The organism is Paraflavitalea pollutisoli (genome assembly GCF_029360705.1).
Classification (GTDB): Bacteria; Bacteroidota; Bacteroidia; order Chitinophagales; family Chitinophagaceae; genus Paraflavitalea; species Paraflavitalea pollutisoli.
Genome location: NZ_JARKMX010000005.1, coordinates 81,330 through 102,032 on the forward strand (window position 1 = coordinate 81,330; position 20,703 = coordinate 102,032).

Below are 20,703 nucleotides of genomic sequence, written 5' to 3' on the forward strand. Positions count from 1 at the left end.
CCCATGTTCCAGGCGCACTTCACCCACCCACATTTGCCCGCTCTGGCCATTTGACGTAACTTTCCGGTGCTTAATCGCCGACAATTTGCAGCAATCAGTAAAAGAGGACGCTATACCATTGAAAAACTCATTTGGACATGCCGCGGTCCGCTTTATTTTCTTTGGCAACTACTTTTACGGCATCTGTGCCGTCGCCCTATCCATCGAATCCAGTCTGCAACAATTGGTGCCCCTGAACAGCCTACTGTACTATTTCCTCGTCTTCTGCGCCACCATTCTCTACTACACCAAAGCTTATATTACGGAAGTAGCCGTAGAAACCAGCAACAAACGCACAAAGTGGTATATCCAATTCAGGAAATGGGTGTTTTACTCGCAAATTATGCTTACAGTGATCCTGGCCATCGGCAGCACCTACCTGCTGTACCACAACTGGCACCACCTCCTGCAACAGCCCTCACGCACCTGGTTCCTGATTCTTGTATTTCCGGTAACAGCGGCCTTGTATTATGGATTCAATCACCGCAAACTCGGCCGTTTCAGTCTGCGTAATACCGGCTGGCTCAAACCCTTTGTGATCGGCTTCGCCTGGGCCGGCCTCGTTACCGTATACCCCATCCTGTTTTACCATATAGAACATGGACTTGTCTACCAGCCCTCCCTCATCGGCGCCTGGTTCTTCCTCAAGAACTTTATGTTCATCACCGTGCTCTGTATCATGTTCGATATTAAGGATTATGCCGTCGACTACAACCTGCAGTTGAAAACCTTCGTGGTAAAAGCCGGCTTGCGTAAAACCATCTTCTACATCATCATTCCACTTTGCGTGGTGGGATTGGTATCACTGCTTCTCTTTACCGTAGCCATGCACTTCAATCCTTATCGCATCGCTCTCAACGTGATTCCCTTCATCGCCTTGATCCGGGTAGCCTGGTCACTCTCCCAACGCAAATCCATCCTGTACTATCTGTTCATCATCGACGGGCTGATGCTCGTGAAAGCACTCTGCGGCAGCCTGGCCATGTGGCTTTTTTAACCGTTTCTTAGAAGTCGCCAACATTAAAATCTCGTTTATTAATCACAGCAATCAGCGATTAAAACCGCGACAACCTATTAATATATAATATCTTAGGTAGTATTTTCCACATCCTGCATAAGTAAGAACCCGTAAAGGGCTGCACAATATTTCCAGTAATGCAACACGCCGACTATCTTTGTATCAGCAACTCGTAAGTGATACTTAGCCGGTGGCACCGGCTTTGCTTATGGAGTACCCTAATGATAGTTCAACAACCATGAGTCTCGGACATAAAGTAGTAAGTGCCAGAAAGAGTAAAGGTCTTACGCAAGAACAACTGGCAGAAAGAGCAACGATCACCGTACGTACTGTTCAACGCATAGAAAACGATGACAGCATACCACGTGATTACACCCTGAAGGCCATCGCCGCCGCCCTGAACATGCCGTTCGAAGAGTTCATCCCCGTTCGGACATGCCTCAAGAGCTGCCATGAAGCCATGGTAGTACAGGAACCTGAATCGGCCAACCGTTCCGAAACTGGTCACTTTCTCCAGCTACTCAACCTCTCCGCCTTTTCTTACCTCGTGGTGCCCTTCGTACATTTTCTCATTCCTATTTTTCTGCTCAGGAAGAAAAAACAAAAGGACGATACCCTGCAGACAACCGGTCAGCGGATTATCCGCCACCAAATCTACTGGACCGTCAGCACCCATTTACTGATGTTGCTGACCCTCATATACAACCTGGTTCTGGTCAACTGGTTGGGCAAAAGCTACCTCCTCAATTATCTCTGGATCTTTGCTGGTATGTATATTCTGAATGCTTTCATCATCGGCACCACCGCCTTCCGCCTGCGGAACCATCACCGCGCGTCGCTTATAAGAGGCTGATAATCAAATAATGTCAGGTAAATGACGGGCCTTTGTCGGGTGTACCCCACCAGTTTCAGCAGTATTTTGCCCGCATGAAAAAACTCATTTGCCTCGCCCTGCTCCTGGCAACCGTCCGCCTTACCCAGGCCCAGACACCCCAGCCATCCACCTTACCCAACTATCTCTCCTACCCGGCGGGAACCTTCACCCTCCCCCTGCACTGGAAAGGCGATAGCCTCCACCAACAATGGGAGCCCCAGGCCAGCCTGTTGATCCCCGTATCGCTACCCGGATGCACCCGCACCCTATACATGCAATTCGATACCGGCTCTCCCTACACATTATTGTACCGACAACCACTGCAAGCAGTACATCGCCTTTTTCCCAAAACCAGTTATGGCAAGAACCTGACCGACACCCTCTACCAGTTTGGTTTCAAAGCCGGTAAACTTCCGCTTACTGCACAAAAGATCGCAGTGATCAACCACGGAGATTCGATCATCGCTCCGAATGAACCACTGATCATCGGCACCATCGGTACCGACCTGATCGACCATAAAGTGGTAACGCTCGACTACCAGCACCTGCAACTCACCATCAGCGATAGCTTACCCGCCAACTGGCAGGCCCACCAGGCACGCGCCTTTCACTACGCCATGCGTCGCATACTACTGCCAGCTAACTTATCGGGCAAGCAAACCATTCTCTATTTTGATTCCGGCTCCAGCGCCTTTCCCCTCCTGATCGACAAAGCTACCTGCCACCAACTGGCCATCGACAGCACCCGGCAAACCAGCTACCCCGTCCAATCCTGGGGGCGTACATTAACCGCCCACACATTCGACACCCGGGATAGTATCTCACTGGCAGGCCTGCGACTCCCCATCCGCCAGGTTACCTGGATAGAAGGCGCCAACGCTGGCCAGGCCCAGCAGATGATGCGCATGGGCATCGGCGGCATGACGGGCAACAAACTACTCCTGCACCACCGGCTTGTGTTGGACACACGGGCGAAAATATTCATGGTTTATTAAGGGAAGAAAATGCCGTCGACAGCCATAAAAAAACGGTCCAACCTTGCGGCGGGACCGTTGTCATGGGGTACGGATTGAAATTATTTCAATCCATATTTGTACTTGTAGCGCTCATACAATTGCTTGTGCTTGTCGGTAAGATTGATCTCACGACCTTGTATGAAGGCATTAAGGATAAGGTTGCTGCGCATATCGAGCAAGTCACCGTCGCATACGAGGATGTTTGCATCTTTACCAGCTTCGATAGAGCCGGTTTTGTCGCCTACACCAAGGATCTTCGCTGCGTTGAGTGACACTGCGGCCAGGGCCTCTTCTTTGCTAAGGCCATAAGCTGCCGCCGTACCCGCATTGAAAGCGAGGTTACGTTGACGGGTGTTACCATCATCGTCATTGATTGCAAACAACACGCCAGCTTTTTGCAAAGCAGCAGGAGTTTTGTAAGGTTGGTCTACATCATCGTCTACCATGGTCGGCAAACTGTGCATTTGCTCCAGGATCACCGCGATGTTGTTTTGCTTCAACAGGTCTGCGATCTGGAAGCTTTCAGAACCACCAACGATCACCACGTCGAAACCGAATTCCCTGGCAAAATCAATGGCCACCAGCATTTCCTTGACAATATTGCAGTGTACAAAAAGCTTCTGCTTTTTAGTAAACAGACCTTTCACCGCTTCGTACTTGGTATTGGTCTCTTCGTGGCTGGCTTCTTCATAATAAGCCTTGGCTTCACGGAAAAATACTTTTACACTTTCGATCTGATCGAGCGCACGCTTGATGGGATCACCGGCAGGCTGTTGGGCGCCAAAGCGGCCAAAGCCACCACGACCACCGCCCCGCAACATCAGCGAAGGCATGCGGAATTGAATCGCATTGTCGGGCAGGTAAGCAGCATCTTCCCAGTTCCAGGCATCGAGTTGTACCACGGAAGAACTACCAGACAGTACACCACCACCCGGTACGATGTTGGCCAGCAGGATACCATTGTTGCGCAAGGTATTGGTCACTTTGGAATCGGTATTATAAGCTACCAGCGAGCGGATATTGGGATTCAGTTCACCCAGCTCGTTTTCATCGACCGTGGCACGCACGCTACCCACTTCTACCAACCCTACATTCGATTGCGACAGGATCAGTCCGGGATAAATATGCTTGCCTTTGCAATCGACCACCTTAGCGCCGGATACGGCAGCTGTCGGCTTTACCTCAGTGATCTTGCCTTTTGAAAATACAACCATGCCATTTTCAATGACCTGGCCATTACCCACGTGCACGGTGGCATTGGTGAGCGCGATGGTCTCATTTTGGGCGGATGCAGGGTACACCGTTTCTTGTGCAGAAACATTGGTCACTACCCAGCTACCCAATAATATCGTGAAGAATATTCTTTTCATAATGAAGTTCTTTTTTCAGGGTTATTTTTCGTTGAGCAGTTCGGCCTCTTCTTCGGTAATGGCCAGCAGACCATGGCTGTGCAGGTGATCCATACAAGCCTGTATCACTTCGTAGCGCGGTCTTGGACGACCAAAACCACCAGCAGGAGCGCCACCGGCACCTGGGGTGCGCTTGGCAGCCGCCAGCTTCGAGATCAACCGGGTACGCTCGGCCTGGATAGCCGCACGCAGTTCCTTGTCTTTCTCACGATCGAAATACAGGGTACCATCTACAATAGTCTTTTCTGCTACCGCATAAATGCTCAACGGGTTATTGCTCCACAATACGAGGTCGGCGTCTTTACCCACTTTAATGCTACCCACTTTATCGTCGACGTGCAGCATCTTAGCCGGGTTGATGGTAACCATCTTTAGCGCCTCTTCTTCAGAAACACCACCATATTTCACGATCTTACCAGCTTCCTGGTTCAGGCGACGGGCCATCTCGGCATCGTCGGAGTTGATCGCTACATTGAGGCCTACACGCGTCATGATCGCCGCATTGTAGGGAATGGCGTCTACCACTTCCATCTTATACTGCCACCAGTCGCTGAACGTAGAAGCATTCACGCCATGTGCCTTCATCTTGTCGGCCACTTTGTATCCTTCCAGGATGTGGGTCAGCGTATTGATGCGGAAACCAAATTTCTCGGCCACCCGCAAAGCCGCCGTGATCTCACTTTGCACATAAGAGTGCATGGTGATGAAACGCTTTTTGTTCATGATCTCCACCAGCGCATCCAGTTCGAGGTCACGACGTACACCGGGCTTCTTGGCCTTCAGGGCAGCTTCATAGTCTTTGGCACGTTGGAAGGCATCGTTCAACACCTGCTCAACACCCATACGGCTATCGGGGAAACGATTGTTCGCGCTGGAACTACTGCGCTTAACGTTTTCACCGAGGGCAAACTTGATGAAAGGATCGGAACCTTTGAACTTCAGGTCTTCGTCGCTGCCACCCCAACGCAGTTTGATCAATTGGGTCTGACCACCGATCGTATTGGCCGATCCGTGCAGGATGTGAGAAGTAGTTACACCACCGCTCAGCTGACGATAGATATTGATATCTTCAGGATTCAGGTTATCGGAAATACGCACTTCAGAAGTAACGCTCTGTGCTCCTTCATTGATAGAAGCTGCAGCGATGTGTGAGTGCTCGTCGATGATACCGGCAGTCAGGTGTTTGCCTGTACCGTCGATCACCTTGGCACCGGCAGCCGACAGGTTCTTGCCGATCTTATTGATCTTGCCACCGATAACCAGTACATCGGTACCTTCCAGTTTACCATCTTTTTCGCTGGTCCATACTGTTGCATTTTTGATCAGGATGGTTTCCTGCTTAGCTACTTCTTCCGTACCATAAGCCAGGAAGGGGAAGGTAACCTTGCCCAGTTGCAGGGGTTGGCGGGGTCTCACACTGTCGGCTTTGGCTACTGCCGCTTTTTCCAAAGTCGCGGTCCAGGTAAACTTGTTGCCTGCACCATCACGGCCGGCACCATTCCATACATCACCGCTGGCTACACCACTCATAACGGTTTCCGTAGCGCGCGGGCCACGACCTTCGGTAAAGCTGAGCTTCACCAGTTTGCCATCATAGGTGTATTTGCCGGTCAGGGTATCACCAGCTACAAATGAAGCTACACCACCATCCTTCAACTCTACCGCCCATGATTTGGCGCCGGTAGCCGTGTTGGCGGCGAGTTTATAAGTACCCTTCACATCGTTCCAGCCATCTTCTTTTACACCGTACTTACGGCCTTGTACCCAGTTTTGGAATACCACCGTTTTTTCCTGGAAGATAGGTCCTGAAGTAACCAGGAAGTTGGCCAGCTTGCCAGCGTCCAGACTACCCGTTTTGTCGGCAATACCGAGCAGGGTGGCCGGCGTTTTGGTCAACGCTTCGAGGGCCTTGGTTTCAGACAAGCCATATTCGATCGCCTTGCGCAGGTTGGCGAAGAAATCGCCTACATTGGCCAGGTCGGAAGTCGTAAGACAGAAAGTGATGTTCGCTTTTTCGAAAGCACCGGCGTTCGTAGGCGCCAGTTCCCAATGCTTCATGTCGTCGAGACCCGTAAAACGAATGTCGTTGGGATCTTCCACGTCCATCGCGGTAGGATAGTTCAGCGGCAGGATAAAGGCAGCCTTGGTTTCTGCCATTTCTTTGATACGCTGGTATTCGTTGCCACCCGCCTTGATGATGTATTGTACACCAAACTCGTCGCCCACGCGATCGGCCCGCAGTACATTCCATTTATCATTGGCTTCGAGGATTTGGGGCAGCGACTGGTTATCGTTCCAGGCTTTCAATGTAAGGTTGGTACCTTCCTTGGCCGGATTAGATTTATACCAGGCCGCATCGATATACGACTGGCGCAGCAGGGCAATTACCCCCATCATAGAGCTGGGATAGCTTTGGGTAGATACGCCTTTATTCAAAGAATAATGTGCAGAAGCTTTCTCCTTCAGCAACACCAGGTTTTCTTTTTCATTGGCCAGGGTAACAACGGCGCCGGTACCACGGGCAATACCATCTTTCTGATGGGTAAGCACGGTGCCAAAACCGATGTCACGTAATGTTTTTGCCTTGGCTTCATCTGCATTGAACAACTTGGCTCCTTCTACATCAGCACGAATTGCCTGGTTCCAACCGAAAGCACCCTTCTGGTTGGAAGTGATCTGAGCAGGCTGATTGAAATTGAAACCACCGAAGGTGCGCGTTGGCGCAGTAATGCCGTAATCGGAATAGGCGTCGATGAATGAGGGGTAAATAAATTTGCCTTTGCAATCCACTACAACAGCATCTTTGGGAGCTGCGATATTGGCGCCTACCGACACGATCTTGCCATCCCGGATCACCAGCGTTGCATTGCTGAGGGTGGTTTGTGCATCTTTAACGATCGTTGCGTTGGTAAAAGCGTAGTAGCCGTTTTTGGGGTCCGCCACGCCGTTTACCGGAAACGTGGACTGGGCCAGAGTAGAAACTTTTAATGCGAGTAACAGCCCCATCAGGGAAAGAGCTCTCCCTGGCGGACTTAGCCTGCGTTTTCTCATATGCTGGTTGGTTTTTTAATCTGTGCTTAAAGGTCCAATTTAGCCAAATGCTGTAATTTAGACCACATAAAAAATTGCCTTCCCGGCAAATAACTTCCCATGAGACGCTGATAGCCATCATTTCCTGCTCATGCAGCATTAAAATTGATCGTATTTATATGAATATTGCCCAATACATCGACCATACCCTGCTGAAACCCACCGCTACCTCAAATGACATAAATCAGCTATGCGAGGAGGCCAGGAATTATCGTTTCGCAGCCGTATGTGTACCACCTCCCTGTGTAAGCGGGGCAAAAAAATATTTGACCGGTAGCGACGTTAAAGTGGCTACCGTGATCGGATTTCCGTTTGGGTATTCGGTACCTGCCGCCAAGCTGGCAGAAGCAGAACAGGCCACTGCCGACGGGGCCGATGAGCTGGATGTGGTGATCAACCTGGTGGCATTGCGGGCAGCTGATACCGCTTACCTCACAGCGGAGATAGAACCTATCGTAGCCCTGGCGCACCAAAACGGCAGACTGGTAAAAGTGATCATAGAAAGTGGCATTTTGACCGACGCCGAGATCGTTGTATGTTGCAATCTCTATACAGCCGCCAACGTAGATTTTGTTAAAACTTCTACCGGCTATGCAGAAAAAGGCGCCAGCGTGGCCGCAGTGCAACTCATGCGGCAACACTTGCCGTCTTCCATACAGATCAAGGCATCAGGCGGCATCCGCACCTTTGAGTTTGCTCAGGAGTTGGTAGCGGCAGGCGCCACCCGGTTGGGCTGCAGCGCCAGCGTCGCGATCGTCACCGGCGCCAAAGCTGCCGGTAACAGCGGATACTAGGCAGATCCCAGCATGATTATTGCCCTATAAACAGCACAAACATGAAACAACTCTTTATTATAATCGGCTTATTCATCAGCGCCAATGCCCTGGCGCAGACAGATACCAACTCGATCGTCGTACACAAAGATCCCCGCATCGACCTGCTCGTCAAAAAGCAGATCGAGATCAACGAGATCACTACGCGCAATGCCCGCCGCTTTGTACCGGGCTTTCGTATTCTTGTGGTCAGTACCAATGATCGCAACAAAGCCATGAATGCAAAATCCAAACTGTACCAGGAAATGCCCGAGGTACCCGTATATCTGATGTACCAGGCGCCATTTTACAAATTGAAAGCCGGCAATTTCCGCGAACGCAAAGATGCCGACGATTTCATCGTTACCCTCCAGCGTTATTTCCCCTCGGGTGTTTATGTAGTGAGAGATACGATCGAAGTGAATCCTGACCCCGCAGCCAACTAAGTGTCGGTCAGAAGCTTTACTTTTGGGGCATGAGCAGCCTGAAACAAAAGATCCATAGCCTGGCTAATTCCTATGCCCCGGGATTCATTGAAATACGGCATCATCTGCATGCCCATCCCGAATTGAGCTACCAGGAGGTAGAGACATCACAATTCATTCAAGAAAAACTTACTGAATACGGCATCCCCTTCCAGGTGATGGCCACCACGGGTGTGGTGGGACTTATCCAGGGGAAAAATCCCGATAAGCGGGTGATCGCCCTGCGCGCAGACATCGACGCCCTCCCCATTCTTGAAGCAAACGATATTCCTTACAAATCTACCCGCGATGGCATTATGCACGCATGCGGCCACGATGTTCATACCACCTGCCTGCTGGGTGCAGCCAAAATATTGCAGGAACTGAAAGACGAGTGGGAAGGCACCGTGAAGCTAATCTTTCAACCCGGCGAAGAACGCAATCCCGGCGGTGCCAGCATCCTCATCAAAGAAGGCGTACTGACCAACCCTGCACCGCAAGCCATCTTTGGTTTGCACGTGCATCCGCAATTGCAGGTAGGACAACTCAGTTTCCGTGGCGGACAGGTCATGGCCAGTGCCGACGAGATCTATATCACCATCAAAGGCAAAGGCGGCCACGCAGCCGCCCCACACCTCACGGTAGATACGATCCTGATTGCCTCGCATCTCATCGTGAGCCTGCAGCAGATTATCAGCCGCAACTGCAATCCACTCTCTCCTTCCGTACTCTCCATTTGCTCGATCCAGGGCGGTCATACCACCAATGTGATCCCCAGCGAAGTGAAACTGATGGGCACCTTCCGCGCCCTCGATGAGGCCTGGCGCTTTAAAGCCCATGAGCTCATCCGCAACAATGCCATCGGACTGGTACATGCCATGGGCGGCGAGATCGACCTGCACATCGATGTTGGTTACCCTACCGTATATAACCACGAAGGCCTTACCGCTTCAGCCCGCAAACTGGCCGAGGAATTCATCGGCGCCGAACATGTAGAGACCACCGAAATGCGCATGGGCGCCGAAGACTTTGGTTATTATACGCAACTCATACCCGGTTGCTTCTATCGCCTCGGTGTCATGAATGAAGCCAAAGGCATCACCTCCGGTGTACATACCCCCACCTTCAACATCGATGAAAGCGCGATCGAAAAAGGCATTGGTATGATGGCCTGGCTAGGTGCCAACGCACAGATCGACTAAGCAATCATCAAACAAAATTTAATAGAACAGCCTCCTTCCCGGGAGGCTGTTGCTTTTCAAACACTATCGTTAAGTGAAAGGGCAGGTGAAAACCCGCCCCGTGTTAACAGAGGTTAACTTGCGTATAGAAAACAATTATTATCAACAGATCTCGAACAACACACGATTGGCATACCCTGCCTTCCCACGCTGATCTTCATAAAATCGCACCACATCTTCTTCGCATTGCAATGTAAAGAGCAGACTGCCGGGTTCACCACCTGTTGATGCGCCCTGTAAAGGTTCCGCTTCGTACACTATGCTGCCGATGGTATAGTCGGCATTCAAGGTACAATCAACCTGCTTCACGGCATTCGCAAAACGCGCTACCGATCCATCGGGCAATACATAATGCAGGTAAATGGTCTGCTGGTCGACCGTAATATCAGTCAATACAGAGGCGGCATTCTCCAACCTCCCATCCGCACCTACACGGAATTGCTTTTCACTGTGCAGGTGCAATTGCCCGCCTGTGCCGGCGGTATCCTGGTTGCCAAACAAGAGGCAGCCAATGTAGTCAACGATCTCTTTTTTCATTTGCTGATACTTTTTGGAGGTTAAACCCGGCACAGGCCGGAATATATTTAAGGCATTAATACCGAGTTCAACTGCGCAATCAGCGCATCGGCCGTGCGTGCAGGCCGGGTAACAGCGATCTTACCATCCGGACCGATCACCAACGTGGTAGGATAACCATCCACCCGGTAGTCCCGGATCATGGGATGTGCCCGCTCCTGGTCCTGTGTGAATACATGGTAACCTTCCACCCCAAATTGCTTTATTGCCTTCTTCCACGTCACGTTGTTATCGACAGATACTGTTAGAAAAATTACCTTGTCGTTGTCTTTAAAGTGTTTCTTCACCGGAGCGATGTCCTTGAATAAAACATGACAGGGACCACAGGCGCCAAACCAAAAATCGACATACACCGTCTTTCCTTTCAGGTCTGCCAGACGAACCGGTTGCCCCTTTTCATCCTCCACCAGGAAGTCGGGTGCCGGCATACCGTCTTGCATCGCTTTACCTGCATCATATTTGCCCACCACAAAATCACGGTAACGGGCCACATCTTTCTGACGGAAGACCAATTGTTCCAAAACCACAAATTCTTCCCGCGACAAATCTTCCCGGATATCTCCCAACAGGAACAGCGTCAATACCGGCTGGCGCAAGGAAACCGGCAACACACTGTCGGCATAACGGTATTTGTCGGCTCTACTATTGCTCCGCTTACCCGCCATCACCAGTGCATCGTAATGCATATTGATCAGTGATCGCACGTTGTTGATATAAGTGCCCGACTCCGCAAAAGCGCCATCGAACTGCATAGGATTGAGCAGGTATAGTAACACGGCTGGGCTTATTTGTTCCTGGCGGCTGGCCGCCTGTATAGCCGTCTCGTTGTACACCGGCCCCACCAGGTTGTAGCGCTTATACAGCAACGCGCCTTTGATCTCACCTTCCAACAATTGTGCAGCCTCCCTACGAAGAATTGGTTTGATCAATGCCAGCTGCTGCAGGTAATGCTGCTGCGCAGAATCCACCAACCGATGCAGGTAATCGAGCGGAGAGGGAGTAGTCTTCGCCTGAGGCACCGCCGCATTGATAGCAGCAGAAATCGTATTATTGGTCAGACCATTCATCAGCCCAAATGCTTCCCGGCCACGGCCTTCAGCCCGCACCGAACTACGCGGCGCCGCCGCATCGAAATGGATCACCAGGCTATCGCCGGCATCCACCATACCATTCACATAGAACTCGCCATCACTGATAGAGATGAGACAGGACTTGCTGATCGTGGCTCGGGCCTGAAACCGGCCCTGCGTAACAGCTACCTTCAATACCTGCATCTGCCGTATGACGGCGTCTTCCAGCACAGAGACCACCACGCTGTCTTTGTCGAAGTGATCGATCGTACCCGTGATATAGGTTGGCTTTTGGGCAAAGCATTGCCCGGCCGATCCTATGACCAGCGCCCAGATGATCCAATACTTCATGATAGGGTGATTATTTTTCTTCGTATTTGGACACGATCAGCTTCACTTTACGACCTTCCATCTTGGCAATCTCCACGAGAATGGTGAGTACACCGTCTTTAGCTTCAATAGTGATGGAACCGCCGGAAGTTTCATCACTTTGTGGTTTCTGGAAATCCAGTTTGTACACGGCCTTCCCTTCTTTGTACAAGGTCTTCCACTGGCAATCGGTTTCCTTAATGATCCCGGTCAAAGCATCTCCTTTGCCGGGCGCGTTCAGGACGATCTTCCCCTGGGAGAATTCAAGCGTCAAAGCATCCGTCTTAATATCTTCTACCTGACCATCAGTACCAATAAATTCTTGCTTTTCGGAGCTATACACGACATGCTTATCGCATTGGGCAAAACTGGCACCAGCCAGCAGGAGCGCAACGAACAATACGGAAAGGAACTTTTTCATGGCTATATCTACTTGATTGGTTAATGGCATTATTGAGTACCGTATCTGAATGCAGTTTACAGAATTATTGATGGAGCGCTCTTCAAAATACACCAATTTCCCACCTGGCGTGACGGAAATGCCCTATCCCGTGTCAAAACTCGAACAGTTCCAACCGGTTTAGCACACCCGCCGATTCGATGGCCTCCACTTCCGCCTCCGATCCATTTACCACCCTTTCACTCACCTCGATGGATAAGATCGGAAGGGGTACCGACGTCGTGGCTGCTTCAGTAGCCGCCGAAGCGGCTGGCTGCCTGGCCAATCCGGCCTTAGTGACGTCCATGCCGGTAAGCGTCGGCCCGGGAACCTGCAGATCAGGCGGGGATAATGGCTGATCGGCTGCAGCATCCACGGGTTGCGACACATACATCACCGTCATCAACAGCAACAAGATCGGTACGAGGAGATTCATAACAAATAATTTTTTCATGGCTATACTTTATGCGATCACCCTCTTTCTTTGCGCTTGACGGTATCCAGAAATCCAAGAGCCAGTATGCCCGCAAACCAGATGAAGGAATAAGTCAGGTGGTTCATGCCTCCCTTATTGAGATTCCTGAAATACGTAAGCGCCGTATATGCATAAGGATAATAAACAATCTTTTTCCATTGTATGATCATTACCGCTGTGATCAGCAAGGCCAGGCCAATGCCTACCGGCGCTATATAATTGCGTAGCCTCAGGCTGATCCAATACTGGATGGCCGTCATGGCCAATACGGAAATATAAATCTTGCTGGTTACCAGCAGCATGTCGTACCAGGGGATGGGCGTACCGGAGAATTTGTATCCATTATTAACAGCGCTGGCGGCCAAACCCGTTAAAATAATCGTTACGTTGAAAAACAACAACGACGCCAGTACCAGCAGGTGTATGATCACAAACTTGGAAAAGAAAATATCAGCATAGCTGCGTGGAGAGGCGTACACCTGCTTCCAGGCATTGTTGCGGTATTCGATCTGTACCACGAGGCTGGTAACCAATACTACGTACATTGGAAGGAAAAACGCAGCAGCAGGCTGCCAGTTCAGATTCATCAGGTTGCGCCAGGCATCGGTTTCAAACTCCTTCAACATTTCATCGGGATTTGCCACAAGGACGATCCACGATATGATGGGCACGATAGTCCCTGCTATTATAGTAAGCCAGTAGGCAGCCGTTTTACGGCATTTCAGCATTTCCGCGCGTGTATTGATAAAAAAAGAGGCCATGGTTATTCGGATGTAATTTGAATGAATAGGTTTTCCAGGTCATTTTGTGTCATCGCCATTTGGTACACATCTATCCCTTCCTGTACAAGTGTCCGATTCATGAGCGCCATTTTTTCTCGGCTCTCGAAATGCACCAGCATCCGGGCACCATTGACTTCTTTTACCGCGTAATGACCGTTGAGTACCTGTTTCGCTTTGAGCGTATCACTTACTTCAATCTCGATGGCCGATTGATTCGATTTCAGTTTTTGCAGATCCTGTAGCGTACCCTGAAACAGCAGCTTACCTTTATTGATAATACCTACGTGTGTAGCCATCTTTTCTACTTCTGCCAACATATGGCTCGATACCATGACCGTTTTGCCATGCTCCCGATTGAGCGTCTTGATCAACTCACGGGTTTCGATGATACCGCTGGGATCGAGGCCATTGGTAGGTTCATCGAGGATCAGCAACTCGGGATCGTGCAGCAACGCGATGGCAATGGACAGTCGCTGTTTCATGCCCAGCGAGTAAGCCTTCGCTTTCTTGTTGGCGACATCTTTCAGTTTTACAATGTCCAGCACCTCATTTACCCTTTGCTTTGGGCATTGGTACGATAACCGGAAAACCTCCAGGTTCTCCCTGCCCGTGAGGTGCAGGTATAAGGAAGGTTGCTCGATCAGGGAGCCCAGGCGTTTCAGTATCTCGATACGGTTGCTCGCCAGTTCCTTGCCGAAGAGGGTCACACTGCCCTGTTGTTTTTTCAGCAGGCCAAGTATCAGCCGCAGTGTGGTGGTTTTGCCCGCCCCATTAGGACCGAGGAAACCGTAAATACTTCCTGCTGGTACTTGCAGGCTCAATTGTTGAAGGATGGGTTGCCCGGACCGGAACAAAAAGTCCAGCCGCTGGGTCTCGATAATATGGTTGCTCATGTTATTCTGTTGAAGTGATAAGGGCTTGACGTAACGTTGATCCGGTTAGGTGTAATTGGGAGATACTATCAGTTTGTATAGTCGGCTTTTCATTAAACCGGATATGGTCTTCAGTAACTTCCAGGGTCGAGCCCCGCAGTTTGACGGAGAATTTGCCGACAGTAACGTCGCTGTGCAGCTTTACTTCAGATCCATTCCGGGCGTCGAACTGCAGCGATTGATAATAGGTTACGGGTTTGTGGGCGGGGTCACGGTCATCAGATTGGATCGCCACGGTAGACCCCGACAGCATGAAGTGGAAAGCAGCCGCCGTTGTACTATCACCGGTATTTTTCACGTCGATGTTGCTGTAGTCAGCAATGATACTATCGGTAGCAGGCAGAAACAGCTCAACATGTACATTACTGCTGTAACTATTTTTGCTGCTGGTATCGATCGTCAAGGTCAGCCTGCCGTTGTCCAATTTCCAGAAAATGCCCTTGGGGAAATTTTTATCGATCTCCAGCCTGGCGGAATCAGCAGGTACCAGCGTGATGTTTTTCAGTCCAATAATGGATACAGACCGCACGGGGCCATCGATCTTGTGTACATTGGCCCAATAACGGTCCTGTCCAGCCACCGCACGGGTCACGGTAGCCCCACGGGCCACTTGCACCCTCACGAAGATGAACAATCCGGCAATCAGCAGCAGGCCGGTAAGGATCAATCCAGACAATAATTTATTACTCGTTCTCATGTTACTGAGTTATGCTTGTTAAGCGAAATGTTGTTGTTTGTATTTTTCGTACCAGGGTTTCAGGTCTTCCGGTATCATACCCAGCAGGTACATATTACGGAACAGGTTGGGAAGATCTTTTTCGGTAAACTCTGCCTTCCTGTATTGAACAGCCTGTTGCAGCGCATTGGGTGATACAAAGTATCCGATACCCCGCTGGTTATAGATGATCTCCTGTTGCTGGAGAAACTCGAAGGTCCGCATCACGGTATTAGGATTGACCTCCAGCTGTACAGCGAGCTCACGCACAGAAGGCACCCTTTCCTCCGGTTTCCACTCCTTCAGGAGTATCTTCTCGCACACATAGTCTGCGATCTGTAAGTATATTGCTTGCGATTCTCTGAATTGCATAATAAGTTGTTTACGTTGGTTAAACCTCTTTTTCCTTTAACCTGAAATAAGTGATTACCCAGAATGCCGGCGCAAGCACATAGCGGAAGAAACCAAATACTACCTGGCCAACCCAACCGGGCACCTCTACCAGTTTCTCCGAGTTGGGATCGTTGATACCATACGGGTAAAAACTCGTAAGCCCATCGTCGAAGTAGCCTTGTGGCAGGATGGGATACAATACTTTTGCAATGACCAGGACGTATAACAAGGCCAGCAACAGCAGGGCAATGGTCGTTTTAATGAAACTGTAGGCTGGAAAGTAAATGGACCCCAGCGCATAAGCTCCCTGTACACCAAAAAACAATGTGAAGGCCATGGCCAGCGGATCGAAGTGTGGGCCGGTGCCGTCACTAACTCCCCTGTAGAATACATTGGCTACTTCCCGGGGCGTAAAAACTTCCTGTGCTTCGTGAAATTGATCTTCCCAGCTAGCTAACCGGATGGCATTGTTCAATTTCACCATCAGAAAATCGACCAGATAGAAAATAACGGTATAACATACGAAGAATATAAAGACGCTATACAGGATCATCACCAGTACTTTCTCCAATTGTGCAGCTGGTACGGCCAAAAAGTTAATGGCTTTGGGTTTATTGGCAAGATCGCTGAACAGCAAGCTGGCATAGAGCGATCCGGTAATAAACAACCCTACATAGTAGGTCACGATCTGGCCATCTTCCTGCATGGCGCTGCGCGTTTCGATAATATTCAGAAAGCCATACCACAATAACAGTAGCGATGCGATGGCCCCCAATGACAACAAATATTTACCGCGGTTGTCGCCCCAGTGCTTCCGCACCAGCAGGCCAAACCGACTTGTATCAAAAACCTGATTCATGTTATTCTATTAAGAGTTGAAGGCTGAGTGAATGGGTTGACGGTTCGTTACAATGGCTTTGTACAGCAGCTCCAGATCGATCTTGCTTTCTTCGCCATCGGTATTGGATGTAATGATGGCATTGCCACGCAGGGAGCTTTCGCTGTACAGCGCCCGTTTCACTTCTTCCTGGTCGAAAGAGATGCGGAAAGACAGTTTGCGGGAGATCGCGTCGATCGTTTGATCAAAAAGGATGTCTCCCTCGTCGATGATCGTGATGCGATCGATCAGGTTTTCGAGGTCTTTTACCTGGTGGGTGCTGATGATCACACATTTGTTTTCATCGATGGCACCGGCCATGACTTTGCGGAACTGGCTTTTGCTCATAATGTCCAAACCGTTGGTAGGCTCGTCCATCAGCAAGACAGAAGTATTGCAGGCCAGTCCGAAACTGATCAGCACTTTTTTCTTCTGGCCATAACTCATGCTCTCCAGCTTGTTCTCTACCGGTATCTCGAATTCACGGATATAGGTATCAAACTGCTGTTGGTTGAAGCGGGGGTAAAAGGGCGACAGGTTCGACACCATCGCCTGCAACGGAATATTGGGCAGGTAAAACTCTTCGGGTACCATAAATACTTCCTGCAGGAAGGCTGGTTGGCGTTTGCCGGGCGTGAAGCCCATCACGTCGATGCTGCCCTGATCGGGAAACAGGAGGCCGGCGATATTGCGTAATAGGGTCGATTTGCCGGTGCCGTTCTTACCCAGCAGGCCGTAAATATGGCCGGGTTGTAGCTGCAGGCTAAGCCCGGTAAAGACTTTCTTTTTGCGGTAGCCAAAGTGCAATTGTTGAATATTGACCATGCTCGGTGTTTTAGTGTACTACTTAAATAGTACACAAACATACTAATACTCCTTAACATTCCAAATCTTTCTTCAAAAACTGGGATGAGCGGTCGGTAAAAAAGAGTGTTTGCAGAGTTTTTTATTGATTTACAATACCTTAGCAATATTCACGTGACCCGCGTGCCGGGCTCTCTCCTAATGTATTGATAATGTAGGCAGTTATAGAGGATACAGCGTAGATACAGCACCTCTATAAGGGCGCTGTACCCCTGGTTTAACCACCGTCTCAGGGCAGTAAATAGAGCTGGTATGCTGTCGGGATGAGTGTTGCTCGACACCTGCCGGGACTTTTGGAGTAATCGTTCGCTCCATCAGCCAAGTCATGACATTTTACTGAATAGTTGGAAAAGGCCTGCCCGCGACCGTACATTTGCCCCGCTTTTACCTGGTTGTGCAGGTACCGTACCTCAGGCGCTCCCGTACCCATCCCGTACCGTTCCCGTATCGATCCCGTATAAATAGCTCAACTTTCAAAACAAGGCCATTTTCGCTAAAAATGGAAGGGGTTAATATGTCTGGAGCCAGCAGTGAAGGATAAAAACAGGTAGTTCGGAGTAACCGGAAGGGTACCGCTCCCTACCCGCTTCCGTACCGCTCCCATGGCGCTCCCATGGAAGTGTAATGAAAATAGCACAACTTTTCTAAATCAATCACTTACACCAAAAGCGATAGGGCGCGACGTGCCCGTCCCGCACCCCGCCCTATTTCCAATAATTCAAACCAAAATTAGCCGTGTATTTACCTAACTGGCAGATTAGCACCCGGATAGCATAATTACCGTAAATTGCACGCCTGTTTTTCATGGCGGGAAGGCCCATTAATCAAATATCCAGAAACCACTCCTTCCCAGCCCCCGACTAAAAAAATTGTATGAAAAAAGAATTTATCAGAGAACAGGCCCTCGAGTATCATGCTAAAGGTCGCCCCGGCAAAATCGAAGTGATCCCGACCAAAGAGACCAAAACCCAAAGAGACCTTTCCCTGGCGTATTCCCCCGGCGTAGCCGAACCCTGCCGCGAAATTGAAGCCAATCCCGAATCAGTCTATAAATATACCGCCAAGGGCAACCTGGTAGGCGTGATCAGCAACGGTACCGCCGTATTGGGATTGGGAGACATAGGCCCGGAAGCGGGCAAACCCGTGATGGAAGGCAAAGGCGTACTGTTCAAAATATTCGCCGACATCGATGTATTTGATATCGAGATCAACGAGAAAGATCCTGAGAAATTCGTACAGATCGTAAAAGCCCTGGAGCCTACTTTCGGCGGTATCAACCTCGAAGACATCAAAGCCCCCGAGTGCTTTTATATCGAGCAGAAGCTGAAAGAACAGATGAAGATCCCCGTGATGCATGATGACCAGCACGGTACCGCCATCATAAGCGCTGCAGCCCTCCTCAATGCGGTAGAACTGCAGAAGAAGAAGATTGAAAAAGCAAAGTTTGTGGTAAACGGTGCCGGCGCCTCCGCCATGGCCTGTACCAAATTGTATATAGCCCTGGGGGCGAAGAAGGAGAACATCCGCATGTTCGACAGCAAGGGGCTCATCCATGAAAGCCGTACCGACCTGGACGACATGAAGAAAGAATTCCTGTCGACCGGTAAGAACCTGACCCTCACCGAAGCCCTGGTAGATGCCGACGTATTCATCGGTCTCAGCAAGGGTAATGTACTGACCGGTGACATGGTGAAGGCGATGGCAAAGAACCCCATCGTATTTGCGATGGCCAATCCCGATCCGGAGATCACCTATGAACTGGCTACTTCAGTTCGTAAAGACATCATCATGGCTACCGGCCGCAGTGATTATCCCAACCAGGTCAACAACGTATTGGGATTCCCCTTCATCTTCCGCGGCGCTCTCGACGTACGTGCCACGCAGATCAATGAAGCGATGAAACTGGCAGCCGTGAAAGCACTGGCCGAAATGGCCCGCACACCGGTGCCCGATATCGTGAACCTCGCCTATAACCAGGACAATATGTCCTTCGGACCTGAATACATCATTCCCAAACCCGTAGATCCCCGCCTGCTGTCTACCGTGGCACCTGCGGTCGCCAAAGCCGCTATCGAAAGCGGTGTGGCCCAAAAGACGATCGACAACTGGGACGACTACGTGATCGAGCTGGAACGACGCCTTGGCCAGGACAACCAGGTGATGCGTATCCTCGGCAACAAGGCCCGCCGCGATCCCAAGCGTGTGGTATTTGCCGAAGCCGATAACCAAAAGATCCTCAAAGCCGCACAGATCGCCTACGAAGAAGGTATCGCCCACCCTATCCTGTTGGGCGATGAGAAAAAAATACGTGCTATCGCCAACGAAAACAAGATCGACCTGGACGATATGCCCATCATCGATCCCCGAAGCGACGATTACGAAGAGCGTCGGAAGATCTATGGCGAGCTTTTCTTTGAAAAGAGAAAACGTCGTGGTGTGAACAAGTACGAAGCGATCAAGATGATGAAAGACCGCAACTACTTTGGTTCTATGATGGTGGAAACCGGTGATGCCCACGGTATGATCTCCGGTCTTACCCGTAACTATCCCGAAACCATCCGCCCCGCCTTACAGGTCATCGGTACAGAGCCCGGTGTCAAGAAGATCGCCGGTATGTACCTATTGCTCACCAAACGTGGCCCCATCTTCATGGCCGATACTACCGTCAACTTCAACCCTACGGCGGAAGAACTGGCTGATATCACCCTGATGGCTGCCCAGGAAGTGCGCAATTTCAACCTGGTGCCCCGGATTGCCATGCTGAGCTACTCCAACTTCGGCAGCAGCGCTTCCCCCGAAGCCAAACTGGTGTCGCAGGCCCGGGAGATCGTGAAGCAAAAAGATCCTACACTGATCGTTGATGGTGAAATGCAAGCCAGCGTAGCCTTCAACCAGGATCTGATGAAGGAAAGCTATCCTTTCAGCGAGTTGGTAGACCAGGAAGTGAATACCCTCATCTTCCCCAACCTGGCCGCCGGTAACGTGGCATACAATTTATTGAAGGAAGTAGGTGGCGCCGATGCGATCGGGCCAATCCTGCTGGGTCTTAAGAAGCCGGTGCATATCCTGCAGCTGGGTAGTTCGGTTCGCAGCATTTACAATATGACGCTGATCACCGTGATCGACGCCCAGTTGAAATGCCATGCCAATGCCGAGGCGCAACAGAAGACGCACTGGTGGAAAAGGAACAAAAAGGACGCAAAAAACGCATAATACGAGGATGATCAGGCAGTTTTAACGGCCAGGAT

Annotated in this window: 19 protein-coding genes; 7 read left to right on the forward strand and 12 right to left on the reverse strand. The window is 50.4% G+C overall.

The window, feature by feature from the left end; genetic code table 11:
- The first annotated feature begins 118 nt into the window (after window positions 1-118).
- The 3 genes from P2W70_RS12810 (at window position 119) to P2W70_RS12820 (ending at window position 2,926) form a co-directional block, all read left to right on the forward strand.
- A complete protein-coding gene (locus tag P2W70_RS12810) occupies window positions 119-1,036 on the forward strand; it encodes a UbiA prenyltransferase family protein (protein WP_276481866.1) in 918 nt (305 codons plus the stop codon).
- 259 nt (window positions 1,037-1,295) lie between these two features.
- Window positions 1,296-1,910, forward strand: a complete 615-nt coding sequence (locus tag P2W70_RS12815) for a helix-turn-helix domain-containing protein (RefSeq protein WP_276481867.1) — start codon at window positions 1,296-1,298, stop codon at window positions 1,908-1,910.
- Window positions 1,911-1,984: 74 nt separating this feature from the next.
- A complete protein-coding gene (locus tag P2W70_RS12820) occupies window positions 1,985-2,926 on the forward strand; it encodes a hypothetical protein (RefSeq protein WP_276481868.1) in 942 nt (313 codons plus the stop codon).
- A gap of 80 nt (window positions 2,927-3,006) precedes the next feature.
- Here P2W70_RS12820 and P2W70_RS12825 read toward each other — a convergent pair whose 3' ends face one another.
- Both P2W70_RS12825 and P2W70_RS12830 read right to left on the reverse strand, forming a co-directional pair.
- Window positions 3,007-4,317, reverse strand: a complete 1,311-nt coding sequence (locus P2W70_RS12825) for an amidohydrolase family protein (protein ID WP_276481869.1) — start codon at window positions 4,315-4,317, stop codon at window positions 3,007-3,009.
- A gap of 21 nt (window positions 4,318-4,338) precedes the next feature.
- Entirely contained in the window at window positions 4,339-7,407 is a 3,069-nt protein-coding gene (locus P2W70_RS12830; RefSeq protein ID WP_276481870.1) for an amidohydrolase family protein, read from the reverse strand.
- 158 nt (window positions 7,408-7,565) lie between these two features.
- Here P2W70_RS12830 and deoC point away from each other — a divergent pair, with 158 nt between their 5' ends.
- From deoC to P2W70_RS12845, 3 genes are read left to right on the forward strand one after another with little or no spacing between them, the layout of a single operon-like run.
- Complete coding sequence (gene deoC, locus P2W70_RS12835; RefSeq protein ID WP_276481871.1) at window positions 7,566-8,240, forward strand: deoxyribose-phosphate aldolase; 675 nt, start codon at window positions 7,566-7,568, stop codon at window positions 8,238-8,240.
- 41 nt (window positions 8,241-8,281) lie between these two features.
- The gene (locus tag P2W70_RS12840) at window positions 8,282-8,704 is read left to right on the forward strand and encodes an SPOR domain-containing protein (RefSeq protein ID WP_276481872.1); all 423 of its coding nucleotides are present in this window, start codon (window positions 8,282-8,284) and stop codon (window positions 8,702-8,704) included.
- A 29-nt stretch (window positions 8,705-8,733) separates the two neighbouring features.
- A complete protein-coding gene (locus tag P2W70_RS12845) occupies window positions 8,734-9,924 on the forward strand; it encodes a M20 metallopeptidase family protein (RefSeq protein ID WP_276481873.1) in 1,191 nt (396 codons plus the stop codon).
- Window positions 9,925-10,065: 141 nt separating this feature from the next.
- Here the strand turns inward: P2W70_RS12845 and P2W70_RS12850 are convergent, their stop codons facing one another.
- From P2W70_RS12850 to P2W70_RS12895, 10 genes are all read right to left on the reverse strand, one after another.
- Window positions 10,066-10,500, reverse strand: coding sequence for a hypothetical protein (locus P2W70_RS12850; RefSeq protein WP_276481874.1), 435 nt, complete (start codon window positions 10,498-10,500; stop codon window positions 10,066-10,068).
- Window positions 10,501-10,547: 47 nt separating this feature from the next.
- Window positions 10,548-11,960 (reverse strand): TlpA family protein disulfide reductase, encoded by a 1,413-nt coding sequence (locus tag P2W70_RS12855; protein ID WP_276481875.1) that lies wholly within the window; start codon window positions 11,958-11,960, stop codon window positions 10,548-10,550.
- 10 nt (window positions 11,961-11,970) lie between these two features.
- Entirely contained in the window at window positions 11,971-12,399 is a 429-nt protein-coding gene (locus P2W70_RS12860; protein WP_276481876.1) for a hypothetical protein, read from the reverse strand.
- A 133-nt stretch (window positions 12,400-12,532) separates the two neighbouring features.
- Window positions 12,533-12,853, reverse strand: a complete 321-nt coding sequence (locus P2W70_RS12865; protein ID WP_276481877.1) for a hypothetical protein — start codon at window positions 12,851-12,853, stop codon at window positions 12,533-12,535.
- Between the two features lie 35 nt (window positions 12,854-12,888).
- Window positions 12,889-13,653: an ABC transporter permease gene (locus P2W70_RS12870; protein ID WP_276481878.1), complete on the reverse strand. Its 765-nt coding sequence runs from the start codon at window positions 13,651-13,653 to the stop codon at window positions 12,889-12,891.
- A gap of 2 nt (window positions 13,654-13,655) precedes the next feature.
- Window positions 13,656-14,567 carry an ABC transporter ATP-binding protein gene (locus P2W70_RS12875; protein ID WP_276481879.1) on the reverse strand — a complete coding sequence of 304 codons (912 nt, stop codon included), beginning with the start codon at window positions 14,565-14,567 and terminating at the stop codon, window positions 13,656-13,658.
- A gap of 1 nt (window position 14,568) precedes the next feature.
- Complete coding sequence (locus P2W70_RS12880) at window positions 14,569-15,303, reverse strand: hypothetical protein (protein ID WP_276481880.1); 735 nt, start codon at window positions 15,301-15,303, stop codon at window positions 14,569-14,571.
- A gap of 18 nt (window positions 15,304-15,321) precedes the next feature.
- Window positions 15,322-15,693, reverse strand: coding sequence for a GntR family transcriptional regulator (locus P2W70_RS12885; RefSeq protein WP_276481881.1), 372 nt, complete (start codon window positions 15,691-15,693; stop codon window positions 15,322-15,324).
- 19 nt (window positions 15,694-15,712) lie between these two features.
- Window positions 15,713-16,573, reverse strand: a complete 861-nt coding sequence (locus tag P2W70_RS12890) for a hypothetical protein (protein WP_276481882.1) — start codon at window positions 16,571-16,573, stop codon at window positions 15,713-15,715.
- Window positions 16,574-16,582: 9 nt separating this feature from the next.
- Complete coding sequence (locus P2W70_RS12895) at window positions 16,583-17,416, reverse strand: ABC transporter ATP-binding protein (protein ID WP_276481883.1); 834 nt, start codon at window positions 17,414-17,416, stop codon at window positions 16,583-16,585.
- 912 nt (window positions 17,417-18,328) lie between these two features.
- On the opposite strand from P2W70_RS12895, the gene P2W70_RS12900 reads away from it, so the two are divergent.
- The gene (locus tag P2W70_RS12900) at window positions 18,329-20,668 is read left to right on the forward strand and encodes an NADP-dependent malic enzyme (RefSeq protein ID WP_276481884.1); all 2,340 of its coding nucleotides are present in this window, start codon (window positions 18,329-18,331) and stop codon (window positions 20,666-20,668) included.
- Window positions 20,669-20,703 lie beyond the last annotated feature (35 nt).